Here is a 13,097-nt window from a genome sequence, read left to right as displayed (position 1 = left end):
ATCAAGAACAAACCCCCTAACCCGTCTGAGCCTTTTCCTCAGAACCACCAGTTTTCTCGCTTTCCAACTTCCTCCGGGAGTTGTGAACGTCTATCCTTGCGCCGAATTGTTGGGGGATTTCATGAAGCTAAGCAGTTTTTGGGTCCAGAATTTTCGATCAATTGAAGACAGCGGCTGGATCAACGTTAGTGATCTTACGGCTTTGGTAGGTCGGAACGAGAGCGGCAAATCCAACCTGCTGCTGGCGCTCGCGTCGCTTAATCCGCCCGGAAAAATGAAGCCTCTGAACCCCGTAAAGGACTTTCCACGGAGTCGTAGGTTAGAAGACTGCAAGGACGATACTCCCGTTGTGTGGACGTGGTGGGAACTCACGCCGGAAGAAACTGAGCAGATCACCCCGCTTCTGGGCCCGCTAAAGAGGGTTGCCGTGGGCCGCCCATACGGTGCTCAACTCTGGACCGATTTGCAGACGAAGCCGCCAGACCTCGACCCCAAGAAAGCCGCGAGCGCCCTGAAACGCCTGAAGCCGGTTCTTGAGCCGAGATGGCTTGCTGTTGAGGGTGAGCCTAGGACCCATTGTATCAACGCGTGGACAGCGCTCGAAACCGCCAACACAACAGCGGAAGCAAAAGCTTGGGCAGCGGCAGTTGCCCCAGCGGCGACCGCTGTGAGGAAAACCCTCGGGGCGGCTGGTATTATGCTCGATGACGCCCAGGACGGACTACTGACCCAGGTCGAGGATCACGCTGCGGAAATCACTGGTTATGACGGGAAGTGGCAGCAGGCGCGAAAGCTTGTTTTGGATTGGCTGCCCCAATTCATCTACATCGCGGACTTTCCCGAATTGTCTGGACATCAAGACTTACAGGCTTTCGTCGAGGCCCGCGGAAACAATCCGTCCACAAAGGAAAGTGAAAACAACTTCGAGAAACTCGCCAAGGTCGCGGGGTTCAAACCGAATGAGCTGTACGAAAAACGCGCCGACCACGAATTAAGAGGACAACTCCTTAACCGCGCTAGTTCACTTGTGACCGGTGAAATTCGCCGACTCTGGAAAGACCGGCAACTTATGGTCCGGATCGATATCGACGGGCCCCACGTTACAGTTTTGGTTTCAGACCCGAACGCCCAATATCCCGTCGAAGTGAATCTAGATGAGCGAAGCCGCGGGTTTAGGTGGTTCTTCGCCTTCTACATCACGTTTTCAGCCGATACTCAGGGCGGTAATGCCGAAGGAGCCATTCTACTCCTCGACGAGCCGGGGTTATACCTGCACGCAAAATCCCAGGAACATCTCCTGAAGCACTTCCGTGAGGACTACAAAAACCAGATCATCTACACCACCCACTCTCCCTTCATGGTCCCACCGGACGCCATTGAGATTGTGAGGACGGTCAACATCGACGAAAAGACCGGAACTAAGGTCACCAACGTTCCGACAGGCGACGCCAAAACGCTGTTCCCCTTACAAGCGGCTCTAGGTTACCAGTTATCTCAAACACTTTTCGTAGGTCACTCAAACCTTATCGTAGAGGGCGTGACCGACTTTTGGATACTCTCTTCCGTCAATGACCACTGCTCCGCGATGGGCGTCCCTGCGCTGCCCGAGGAACTGACCATCACCCCTGCCGGCGGTGCTGGGAAAGTCTCCTATATGGCCGCTCTGCTGGCGTCAGAAGAATTGAACGTTCTTGTCCTTCTGGACGATGATCGCTCCGGCCGTGAGACCCAGAAGGATATCGTCAAAAACAAGCTGCTCAGAGAGACAGCCGTGCTCTTTGTAACGGAGGGGTTCGATCCAAAACCCTCCGAGGCTGATATTGAGGATCTTATAGAACCGGCTGTTTATGAAAAGCTGGTAGCAGACACTTACAAGACGGAATTAAAGGGGAAGAAGCTCGCGCTGAACGCCAAAATTCCTCGTATCGTCAAGCGGTACGAGGAGGCATTTGCCGCAGTAGGGTTAGAGTTCTTCAAAACGCGCCCTGCCCGAGAATTCATGTCGTTGGTTGGATCAGAACCAGCAAAGGTTTTGACACCGGACAGCATGAAACGCTTTCATGCAATCTTTAAAACATTGTCCGATCGATATGCCAAAATGAAAGGCTCAGCACCCTTCAAGTGAAGCGCTCCAATACTCGCTTCGGCAAGGTCGCCCGCTTTGACACCATCCCGGTCGCCGCTCTATCACGCGCCCTACCAGAACCTCAGCAAGCGCCATGGTGACATCTCGTACCCGCCTAACACGACGGCCAGCCCGAGAATTAACGCCACCACGGGCCGAGCGTAGACTGCAAATGCGAGGGGACGGCGGATGGCCTCGATGGCCTTCGCCCCTTTGGCCGTGACGCTGGGTGGCCAGAACTTAACATTCAGCTCGGGATCACTCATGGCGCAGCTCTCCATATTTCTTGGAGCTGGCCTCTCGGGGGCGATTCCCTTGTGCCAAATGATTTGCTTGGCGTGCAAGCGGAAAGCACGGACAGATTTGCCCGCCGTCTTTGATTGACAGCGTTTGATGACTGCCAGGTCCAGGCAGGATCAAGACCTCCGCGCTCTTAAGCGTGGACCGCGGTTCGAGCGAATGTGAACACATAGGCACAGCTCTCCATTTGAAATCTTGAGAGCTGATTCTCGGGGGGATTTAGGTTTGTCCCTCGCCGTTCCGTTGGCCGCAAGCGCAAAATGGTCCTGCTAACCACGTTGAACCGGCTGGTGGATTTCTCCTGGATTGAGTGCAGTTAGCCATTGACACACATACGAATCAAAATTCTGCGCAGCCAGGCCGCTCGTTTGGGCACCATGCCCTCGAACATCCATGGTCCCCTTCTCCCTACGAACCGCCCTTCCACGGGTGGCTAGCCTCGACCGGGATCATACCGAAACGCCGTTCCCAGATGTCAGACTTTCCCGTGCGAGCAAACGCGTGAGCGGGGCGGCGATAATGTACCCGAAATCGTCGGGTTACGGTGACGCTGCACGTTTCTTGCCGTCCTGCCCGCCAGCCAGATCAGCCTCCACGTCGAGCTAATGGCGGGACGACTGACGGTGTGAAGGGCAAGTGAACCGTGCAGGTCACGAATTCCGAATACCAGAAATTTTGTTGACAGGATCCCCAAATCAGTGGTTTGATCCAGCCATCCCGCCCGCACTGAGAGGGGCGTATCGCGATCGTCACGGGACGTTGCGGCGGGGAGCGGTGGCCGCGGGGCGACGCAGCATCTCATGCAGGTGCGGACGAACGTCGTGTCGCGGACGGTCAAGCCGTGTGGTCCCGACACCCCGACGCTGGTGTCTTGGTCGGCGACGATGTCGACGACGGGGGCAAGCAAGCCCGGTCCCCTGGGAGAGCACGGAGCAGCCGTTCAAACCATTGCGCAGGGAAGGCCGGGTTGTTTCCGGCTGAGCCTGTGGTTCCTGCCCCGTGCATTTTCCTTCGCACGGGGGCCGCGGGTGCCAGTCGGCACTCGGCCTTCCCTGCGCCCTCTCAATCGACGAGGACGCCAAACTGCAGCAGAGCTCGGGGTTATCAACCCGCGGGATCGCGGCGGCATGGGCGTCAGCAAGACCGTGACGAGCGGCGGGCTGTTTGACAGCGTTGATCGGATCAGAGAGAGCCGGACTCAAGTGAGACTTGGGGGGCTCAAACGCCCGGCTTCGCCAAGAGGCTACGCCGGGCACGCTTCGCCCTTCGGGCTACTTGCGGCTGCGCCACGAAAAACGAGGGTCCGACACGCCGCCTGTGCGGGAAATGTCCCCGCGGCTCGCGCCCGACGATGGCGCGATTTGGGTTAAGCAATTCTTAACCGGGGAATGCCGGCAGAAAGGTTTGGAAACAAGAAAGCTGCGCCACGTGCGGCGCGATGGCGGTCACCGGGCCGAGATCACCGCCGGATCAGGGGTTTCGGATGGGGGTCGGCTGCTGGCTCACGATCCTCCAGCGAGGCTGCCCTGGCGCGCAGCGCCGCAAGGCAGGCGGCGAGAAAACGATGGCGGTGATGCGCCTCGATTGTCGCTTGGCCATTGCCTGTCTGCATGATGACGGTCGACAGGAAGCCGGAGCCATCACGCTTCGACGTGGCCATGAGCGCCGAATCCGGCAGCAGCAGCTTCGAGGCGTGAGGATCGTCGGTAAAGAACGGCGGCACGCCACCGGGGATCGACGCGGATGCAGGGTCGACGGTCTGCCAGATCAAGCGGTCCAGGTCGCGGCTCGGTCGTTCGGCGATCTCGACCAGCCGCGCGAGTTCGGTCAACTGCTGAGACAATGAAGTGAAGTCCTCCAAGACCTGCTGTCGAGGTCTCCTCATGCGGTGCGTACAGAAGGTCGCCGAACGCGAATCGCACGCCTGCGATGCCTATGCAGACATACAGCGGACAAGGCGCTTTTGAGGGGTACCTGTTTCTGATCGCGGCTATTTGTTACGATTTGTACCGCACGTGGTGCCGCAAGAGGGACTCGAACCCCCGACCCCGTCATTACGAATGACGTGCTCTACCAGCTGAGCTATTGCGGCGAACCATAGCGGCGCGTGTCCGGCACGACCGGACCACGCGAATGCGCCCCTGATATCGGGCCGGTGGCCCGTTGGCAAGGACAAGTCGGAGGCGGCGGCGCTGCCCCGGACGATTTCATGGCGGCCGTGGCGCCGCGTGCGCGCCAGTTCCGCGCGGCTAGCTGCCGAAGCGTGACCAGAAGCCTCGCCAGCCGCCGGCCTGGACCTTGGGCGCGATCTGCTCGGCGAACTCGTCGCGCGGCTGGTCGTCATCCTCGACCCCCGGATCATCCGGCGGCCGCATGATCGGCACGATCGCCTGGATCGGTGTCTCCGGCGGCTTGGCAAGGTCGTTGCGGGTCCGGAACAGCGGCGTCGGCGCGGTCGCGGCCGTCTCCGCCGGTTTCGCCGGCGCTTCCGCAGCCTCGCTGTCCTCGGCCGGCTCCGTCGCGTCCGTCTCGGCGGGGGCCGCGGCCTGCAACGGCGGCGCCGGCTCGGCCGCGACGGCTGTGACGGCCGTCGCCTCGATCAACGGGCCATCCCCAGCCTTTTCAACAGGGTTGTCCACCGGCTTCTCGACAGGCTTCTCCAGGGCGTTGTCCAGAGATTCGTCGACAGGCTTGTCCACTGCGGTCTCGGCAACCGCCGTCTCGGCCGGCCGCGGCGGGACATTGTCCTGCACGGCCAGAGCGATCACCGCCGCGGCGGGGATGTCGCGCGGCGGCTCGGCCGGGGTCTCGGCGATGACCGGCCGGGCCGGCGGCGCCAGCACGGCTTCGGCGAAGGCCGAGCTCTCGATCACGCTGTTGCGCTCCGACGGCAGGTTCGCGACCGGCGTCTGCCATTGGAACGCGTCGATCCGGCCGGTGACCGGCGAGATCGGCTGCCAGCGCTCGCTGACATAGCCGTCCGCGGTCCAGGCCGGGTCGTGGCGGGCGCGCACCGCGCGCAGGGTCCATTCGCGCGCCTTGCCGGCATCGCCGCTCTCGGTGCGCTCCAGCTCGGCCATCAGCATGGCGACGCGCTGGGTCGGGTCCTCGGTGAACGGCGCCAGCGCCTCGCGGGCGCGGCCGAACTCGGAGGCGTCGATCGCCGCGCGGGCCACGGCGAGCGCGCCCTCGATGTGGCCGGGCGTGCGGGCGGCGAGATTCTCCACCCGCGTCAGCCGCTGCCGGGCGGAATCGCCGAGCCTGACATGGGCATAGGCATCGGCGAGGTCCGGATGCGGGCAGGACGCCCAGGCGGCCTCGATGATCTTCATCGCGCGCCGCACCTGGTGCGCCTCGCTCTCGAACTTCGCCGCCAGCACCGCGGCCGGCACCAGCGTCGGCGCCAGCTTCACCGCCTCCATCGCGCTCGATCGCGACACGTCGCGGTTCTCGGTCTCCAGCGCGAGCGCGCGCGCCGTCAGCAGCACGCCGCGCTGGCGGCGATAGCTCGGCTTGTCGATCATCCCGGCGGTGTAGTTGCTGTCGAGGATTGCCAGCGCGCCGTCCCAGTCGCCCTGCGCGCAGCGGAAGCCGAGCACGGCATGCGAGGCCCAGGTCGCGTTCGGCGCCAGCCGCAGCGCCTCGTCGGCGATCATGACCGCCGAATAGGCGTCGTCGGCGCGCTGCGCCTCGATGAACAGGCCGCGCAGGCCTAGCAGGCGGGTGTCGTGGCGCTCGGCCATCGCGCGGAAGGCGCGCTGCGCGCCGTCGCGGTCGCCTTCGAGCTGCGCCGCCTGCGCATGCAGCAGCAGCGTCAGCGGATCGTCGCCGGCGAGCCGCTTGGCGATGTCGGCATGCTGCCGCGCCGCCGTCGAATCGCCATGGCCAATCGCGAGCAGGCCGTGGGTGATGGCGTGGCGGCCGCGCTGATGGCGGCGGTTGCGGTGCGCGTGACGGATCCGGCCGGGCGCCCGCAGCAGCGCGCTGATCAGGTTCCATACCAGCACGCAGGCCGCGATGGTCAGGCCCAGCGCCAGCACGAACACCGGCAGGGTCATCGCGACCCGCCAGGGGCCCCAGTTCAAGACGACGTCGCCGGTCTGCTCGGCGACCCAGGCCGAGCCCGCCGCCGCGAGCCCGACCAGGATGAGGAAGATGACGATCCGGAACATGTGCGTCCTTGCGCGTCCTATTGCGCGGGTTTGGCGAGCGCGGTCATCGCGTCGTCGGCGAATTTGCGGGCGGTCGATAGCGCGGCGTCGCGCGCATCGGCCTTGGCGAGCCAGTCATTGGCCGGCGCGCGATCCTCGGCCGACAATCCCTTCAGCTCGCGCCGCGCCTCGGCGACGTCGTTGCGCAGGGCAGCCGCGGTGATCCGCGCGACGACAGCGCCGCGATCGGTGCCGGCGCCATCGGTGCGCTCGACCTTGACCAGGCTTTGCGCGCCGGCGGAGAGCTTGCTGAGGATCGAGGTTCCGGTGGTACCGTCCGCCGCGGGCGGCGTCAGCTTCGGCACGATGGTGAGCAGTTCGCGGCTGAGCGCGGCCTGGCTCGGCACGCCGCTCTTGGCGAAGGTCTCGAGCGGCTGCAGCGCCGCCGCGTCTCCCGCCAGCGATTTCGCGGTCGACAGCGCCGGGCCATAGGGATCGCCGTGGCGCACGGCGACGTCGAGCAGGGTGGCGGCGATCACACGGCGCAGCGGCGCGTCGTCGGTGGTCTTGGCCGCCTCGGCTGCCTCGGACAGCTTGCGGCTCTCCTGGGCCAGCGCCGCGCTCTGGGACTTGCTGGCGCGCTCCAGCGCGTCGATGCGCGCGGTGAGGCCGGACAGATCGACCGGGGCAGGTGCGGGCACGGACGCGCCGCCATCGCGCGGCTGCGCCTTGACGTCGTTCAGCGCCGCGACCGTCTTGTCGTTCTGACTGCGCAATGCGGCGACGTCGCTCCGCACGCCCGCGATCGCCTTGTCGATCGCGTCGATGCGGCCGGTCACGGCCGTATCCGGCTTGCCGATGCGCTGCTCCAGCCCGGCGACCCGCGTGGTGAGCTCGTCGACAGCGGTCGACAGCGGCGTGGTGGGCGAGGGCGGCTGCACCGCCGGCCAGCCCAGCATCCAGCCGACGCCGATGACCAGGGCTGCGGCCGCCGCGCCGGAGAACGGCGCGATGATCCACGGCGACACCGGGCGCGGTGGCGCAGGCGGCGGCAGGTCGGCGCGCGGCGGCTCGGCCGCGGCGACGGTCTCCTCCGGCGCGGCAGTCTCGGTTTCGGTCTCCGGCTCGCCATGCGGATGCGACTGGCTCGCCGCGCCCGATGATCCCTCGGCGACGGCCTCGGCCGGCGCCGACCACGGCGACGCCGCCGGCCGATGTTCCGCTGCGCTCTCGCTGGCCGCGGGGCGCTCCTCCCGCGAGGTCGCCTCGAGATCGATGGTCGGCGGCGGCCGTTTCGGCCGCCCGGGATCGGAGGCCGGTGCAGCGGTGTCGGGTTCATCGACCATGATGGAGGTTCCCTGGCTGAAGCAAGACTGGGCAGGCCCTCTTACGCCATTCACGACTGCAGCGCACGGGTCAGCCCTTCCAGCATGTCGTTTTCATCCGGATGCGCTGGGATTGTGACCTGGGTCGCCCCGGCATCACGCAGCACCTCGGCGATATTGGCCGACAGGCAGCCATGCGGCACCGCCAGCGCCGAGATTTCGACGCCCTCAGCCCGGATCGCCGCCACGAACGCCGCGGCACTTCGCCGCGAATAATGCAGCACGGCCTGAATCGCGTTGGCCGCGAAGGCGTCGCAGACCTCGCGCGGCAGCGCCGCGACCGGTGCCATGCGGTAGACGGTCTGCGTGATCACCTCGAAGCCGCGCTCGGCCAGCTCGGCGGCGAGATCGCGCGAGATGTCGGCGCCGGCGAGATAGAGCAGGGTGGACTTCACGTTGGCCTTGGCCTTGACCAGGCGGCTGCTGGCGATCACCTCGCGCAGCGCCGTGGCATCACCGGCGGCGGAGATCACGTTCGTGAAACCCGCGTCGCGCGCCGCCGCGGCGGTCTGGTCGCCGACCGCGAACAGGGGCAGGCGCAACAGCGCGGAGCTCTGCAATTGCGGCGCGACCGCGCGCAGCGCGTTCGACGATGTCACGATGACCCCCGCCACGTCGCGGCCCGCGTCGGCCGGCAGCGCGACCGGCTCGAATCGCAGCATCGGCGCCAGCAGCACCTCGAAGCCGCGCGCACGCAAGGCCGCGGCGGTGCGTTGATTGTCGGGAGCGGGACGGGTCACCAGCACAGCCATGTGCTATGCTCCCGTCGAATACGGATCGGCCGGGCTGCAACGGCGTGGTGATTGCACCTGGCGACCTCGTGGTGTTAGGCGGTTTCCCGCACACATAATGACCAAAGGGTTGAGATTGGGTAACGACTCGCAAACGCTCGTGCTCGGCATCGAAACCACCTGCGACGAAACCGCCGCGGCCGTGGTCGCGCGTGATTCGGACGGCAAGGGGACGATCCTCTCCAACGTCGTGCGCTCGCAGACCGATGAACACGCAATCTATGGCGGTGTGGTTCCCGAGATCGCCGCGCGCGCCCATGTCGACATGCTCGACCATCTCATCGATGCCGCGATGCGCGAAGCCGGCGTCGACTACGCCGCGCTCGCCGGCGTGGCCGCCGCTGCGGGGCCGGGCCTGATCGGCGGCGTCATCGTCGGCCTCACCACGGCAAAGGCGATCGCGCTGGTGCACGACACGCCGCTGATCGCGGTCAATCATCTCGAGGCGCATGCGCTGACGCCGCGTCTCACCGATGCAATCGACTTCCCCTATTGCCTGTTCCTTGCGTCGGGCGGCCACACCCAGATCGTCGCCGTCGCTGGCGTCGGCGACTATGTCCGGCTCGGCACCACCGTCGACGACGCGATGGGCGAGGCGTTCGACAAGGTCGCCAAGATGCTCGGCCTGCCCTATCCCGGCGGACCGCAGGTCGAGCAGGCCGCGCGCAAGGGCGACGCGACGCGTTTCGCTTTGCCGCGTCCGATGCAGGGCCGCAGCGACGCCAATTTCTCGCTGTCTGGCCTGAAGACGGCCGTGCGCACCGAGATCGGACGATTGGACAGCGTAAGCGAGCAGGATGTGGCCGACCTCTGCGCCAGCTTCCAGGCCGCGGTGCTGGAGTCGACCGCCGACCGCTTGCGCGTCGGCCTCGATCTGTTCAAGCAGCGCTTCGGCGCCCCGACCGCGCTGGTCGCCGCCGGCGGCGTCGCCGCCAACCAGGCCATTCGCGCCGCGCTGGACGACGTCGCGCAAGCTGCCGGCACCCGCCTGATCATGCCGCCGCCTGCGCTGTGCACCGACAACGGCGCCATGATCGCCTGGGCCGGCGCCGAGCGCCTCGCCCTCGGCCTCGTCGACGGCATGGATGCCGCCCCGCGTGCGCGCTGGCTGCTCGATGCGAATGCGCAGGTCCCCGGCAAGTTCGCGAAAACGCGCGCGGGGTTTTGAGACGTGGCGTTGTTGCCAGATGTCCTGAGCCATCGGTTGGCCCGCGCTCCTGCGCATGACGACGCAAGCCCGTGCGGCGCGCTCCGTGCGCTCCCCTCCCCCTTGCGGGGAGGGGTCGGGGGTGGGGGTAGCCCCACAAAGACGCATATTCGTGGCACTCCATCTAACCTCTCCTCACTTGCGGGGGCGCGACGAGCTTCGCTCGCGCTGAGAGGTCCGATCGCATCGCCCGATGCAATCCGGGTGTGCGCTCCCAGCAAGGTCGGTGGGTGTGGCTGCCCCTCACCCCAACCCTCTCAGCGCGAGCGAAGCTCGTCGCGCCCCCGTAAGGACGGGGAGAGGGAGCGCAGCGGCGCGTGTTGCGCATGACCCGCTTCCAAACCATCTCCATCATCGGCGCCGGGGCGTGGGGCACGGCGCTCGCCGCCGTCGCCGCGCGGGCCGGCCGTGACGTCACCCTCTTCGCCCGCGACGCGGGTCACGCTGCGCGCATCGCAGCCGCGCGGGAAAACCCGCGGCTGCCCGGCATCCCGCTCGCCGACAGCATCGCCGTCACCGCCGACCTCGCCGCCGCCGCCCGCGCCTCTGCCATCCTCATCGTCGTCCCCGCGCAGCATCTGCGCGGCGCCGTCATGCACATCGCGCCGCTGCTTACGCCCGCCACGCCGGTCATCGCCTGCGCCAAGGGCATCGAGCACGGCACCCACAAATTCATGACCGAGGTCATCGCCGAGGCGGCGCCGAACGCGACGCCCGCCATCCTCTCCGGCCCGAGCTTCGCCGACGATGTCGCACGCGGCCTGCCGACGGCCGTGACGCTCGCCGCGCCCGACGAGACGTTGGCAGCCGATCTCGTCCGGGCACTGGGCTCGCCGACCTTCCGGCCCTATCACTCGACCGACGTGCGCGGCGTCGAGATCGGCGGCGCCGCCAAGAACGTGTTGGCGATCGCGGCCGGCATCGTCGCCGGGCGCCAGCTCGGCGCCTCCGCGCTGGCGGCGCTGACCACGCGCGGCTTCGCCGAGCTGGTGCGGCTCGGCCGCGCCTATGGCGCGCGCAGCGAGACGCTGACCGGCCTGTCCGGCCTCGGCGACCTCATCCTCACCTGCGCCGGCCCACAGTCGCGCAACTTCGCCGCCGGTCTGGCGCTCGGCCGCGGCGAGACGCCGCCGGCTGGCAAGCTCGCCGAGGGGCAATACACCGCCCCTGTCCTGGTCGAGCTCGCGACATCGCGCCGCGTCGAGATGCCGGTGGCGCAGGCGGTGGCCGCGATCCTCGCCGGCGCCGTCACCATCGATGCCGCGATCGAGGCGCTGATGCTGCGCCCGTTCAAGGCGGAGGAGTGAGCGCGCAGGCGCTGCCACGCCGACACGCACATCGGGCTGCTGCCGTCATGCCCGCGCTTGTCGTAGGCATTCCCGTCTTGGATAATGAACAAAGCTGTTAGACGAGGCGGCCCGCACTTCCGAAATACGCGCGTCGCGTCTATGCCCGGCGATGACGATTTGAAAGAGAGCGGCGATGAGCTACTGGCTGGTGAAATCCGAACCCTCGGTGTGGTCCTGGGACCAGCAGGTCGAGAAGGGCGCCAAGGGCGAGGCCTGGACCGGCGTGCGCAACTACACGGCGCGGCAGAATCTGGTGGCGATGAAGAAGGGCGAGCTCGCCTTCTACTACCATTCCAACGAGGGCAAGGAGATCGTCGGCATCGCCGAGATCATCAAGGAGGCCTATCCCGATCCGACCGACAAGACCGGCAAGTTCGTCTGCGTCGACATCAAGGCGCACAAGCCGTTCAAGACCCCGGTCACGCTCGCCGCGATCAAGGCCGACCCGAAGCTGTCGGAGATGGCGCTGGTCAAGCAATCGCGCCTGTCGGTGCAGCCGGTGACGCCGGAGGAGTGGAAGCACGTCTGCAAGCTCGGCGGCGTGTCGGGCTGACGAGCGTGCGATCGAACAAGTCTGGCCGTCATGTCGATCAGAGATCCAGCCCCTTCTTGCACCGCTCTTCGATCATCTGTGCTCTGATCTCCCGCCGGACCGCCTGCCGAATATCTGACCGGCAAGGCTAGCTTCTTGCGTCATCACGACGATCTGTTAAGGCGGCTAAATTCCTGAGGCGACTAAAAGCCCCGCTACCGATCACGACGACGCTGAGCTCCCCTCCCCGCAAGGGGGAGGGGAGCGCACCGTCTACGCGGCGGGCATCTCGGCTCACATGATCTCTTGGCAAGATCACATCCATCGCATGCTGCTCGCCGACATCCCTTCCATGCACAGACTGCCCGTCGTGTTAGTTTGTCGCAACATCGACGCTTGTGTCGTCGGGCAAATCACCGGCACATTTCCGCACGTCCCTGCTGCCGCATGAGGGGCGTGTCGCGACCGTCACGAGACGTTGGCAGTGGGATGCGATGGGCGTGTGTCGTTGCAGCGTGAGCCAATCGCGCGGACGAACAAGGATGCACGCACGGTCAAGTCGCGCGGTCCTGATATCCCGACGCTGATATCAACTCATGGCGAGGCTTCGCTTCGCGTGGGGATGGTGGCCAACAAGCCCGGCGCACCAGGGAGAACGCGAAGCAGCCGTTAAAACCGTTGCGCGGGGAGGGCCGGGCGTTCTCGGCCAGACCTGTGGTGACTGCCGCCTGCTTTCTTGTCTAGCAGGCGGGCCACGGGCGCGGCCAGCGCCCGGCCTTCCCCGCGCCCTCTGTTTTGAGGAGGGCGGTGACGGTGAGCAGAACTCGGGCGTCGATGCGCCGCGAGACGTTGTGTGCTCGTCCAGAATTCAGCTGACCAAAGATTGTCGTGATCGCGATGAGAACAGAAGAGCACGGCGCCCACCCTCCCCTGGACCGCATGACTGTTGCAAATAACCGTCGAAGTTTTGCACTCGTCTCTCTCCACGTCGTCATGGGCGGGCTTGTCCCGGCCATCCACGTCGGTCGGCATCCTGAGAACGACGTGGATGCCCGGGACAAGCCCGGGCATGACGGAGCAACTAATCGGCAGGAGTGTTGGCTGGAACAGCGCCCGTCTCCACATGCGATAGCCCTCTCCTCCGGTGGGAGCCCCCCTACATCCGGTTTCAGACATGAGCCCCGCGTGACGGGGATGCGCACCAAAAAAAGAAAGGGGCTCCAGCTTGCGCTGGAGCCCCTCAACGGTCAGGGCATT

At 65.9% G+C, this 13,097-nt stretch carries 9 protein-coding genes and 1 tRNA gene; 4 read left to right on the top strand and 6 right to left on the bottom strand.

From position 1 onward, the window contains the following. Positions 1-121: 121 nt before the first annotated feature. Entirely contained in the window at positions 122-2,125 is a 2,004-nt protein-coding gene (locus tag ACQR1L_RS10360) for an ATP-dependent nuclease (protein ID WP_434857866.1), read from the top strand. Between the two features lie 71 nt (positions 2,126-2,196). Here ACQR1L_RS10360 and ACQR1L_RS10355 read toward each other — a convergent pair whose 3' ends face one another. The 6 genes from ACQR1L_RS10355 to ACQR1L_RS10330 all read right to left on the bottom strand — a co-directional run bounded on the left by ACQR1L_RS10355 (position 2,197) and on the right by ACQR1L_RS10330 (position 8,713). Next, entirely contained in the window at positions 2,197-2,391 is a 195-nt protein-coding gene (locus tag ACQR1L_RS10355; RefSeq protein WP_434857865.1) for a hypothetical protein, read from the bottom strand. Between the two features lie 1,493 nt (positions 2,392-3,884). Next, the gene (locus tag ACQR1L_RS10350) at positions 3,885-4,286 is read right to left on the bottom strand and encodes a hypothetical protein (RefSeq protein WP_434857864.1); all 402 of its coding nucleotides are present in this window, start codon (positions 4,284-4,286) and stop codon (positions 3,885-3,887) included. Between the two features lie 155 nt (positions 4,287-4,441). Beyond that, a tRNA-Thr gene (locus ACQR1L_RS10345) sits at positions 4,442-4,517 on the bottom strand. A 157-nt stretch (positions 4,518-4,674) separates the two neighbouring features. Then, on the bottom strand, positions 4,675-6,597 hold the full coding sequence (locus tag ACQR1L_RS10340) for a heme biosynthesis HemY N-terminal domain-containing protein (RefSeq protein ID WP_434857863.1): 1,923 nt from the start codon (positions 6,595-6,597) through the stop codon (positions 4,675-4,677). Positions 6,598-6,614: 17 nt separating this feature from the next. Next, entirely contained in the window at positions 6,615-7,922 is a 1,308-nt protein-coding gene (locus ACQR1L_RS10335; RefSeq protein ID WP_434857862.1) for a COG4223 family protein, read from the bottom strand. Between the two features lie 50 nt (positions 7,923-7,972). After that, positions 7,973-8,713 carry a uroporphyrinogen-III synthase gene (locus ACQR1L_RS10330; protein ID WP_434857861.1) on the bottom strand — a complete coding sequence of 247 codons (741 nt, stop codon included), beginning with the start codon at positions 8,711-8,713 and terminating at the stop codon, positions 7,973-7,975. Between the two features lie 139 nt (positions 8,714-8,852). Between ACQR1L_RS10330 and tsaD the strand changes: the two genes are divergently transcribed. The 3 genes from tsaD to ACQR1L_RS10315 all read left to right on the top strand — a co-directional run bounded on the left by tsaD (position 8,853) and on the right by ACQR1L_RS10315 (position 11,861). After that, positions 8,853-9,920, top strand: a complete 1,068-nt coding sequence (gene tsaD, locus ACQR1L_RS10325; protein WP_434857860.1) for a tRNA (adenosine(37)-N6)-threonylcarbamoyltransferase complex transferase subunit TsaD — start codon at positions 8,853-8,855, stop codon at positions 9,918-9,920. 365 nt (positions 9,921-10,285) lie between these two features. Further along, positions 10,286-11,266, top strand: a complete 981-nt coding sequence (locus ACQR1L_RS10320; protein ID WP_434857859.1) for an NAD(P)H-dependent glycerol-3-phosphate dehydrogenase — start codon at positions 10,286-10,288, stop codon at positions 11,264-11,266. A gap of 175 nt (positions 11,267-11,441) precedes the next feature. Next, positions 11,442-11,861 carry an EVE domain-containing protein gene (locus ACQR1L_RS10315; protein ID WP_434857858.1) on the top strand — a complete coding sequence of 140 codons (420 nt, stop codon included), beginning with the start codon at positions 11,442-11,444 and terminating at the stop codon, positions 11,859-11,861. Positions 11,862-13,097 lie beyond the last annotated feature (1,236 nt).

Source organism: Bradyrhizobium sp. HKCCYLR20261 (assembly GCF_051168435.1).
Classification (GTDB): domain Bacteria; phylum Pseudomonadota; class Alphaproteobacteria; order Rhizobiales; family Xanthobacteraceae; genus Bradyrhizobium.
Note: the sequence above shows the minus strand (reverse complement) of the source record. Positions and strands in the feature narration are given on the sequence as shown.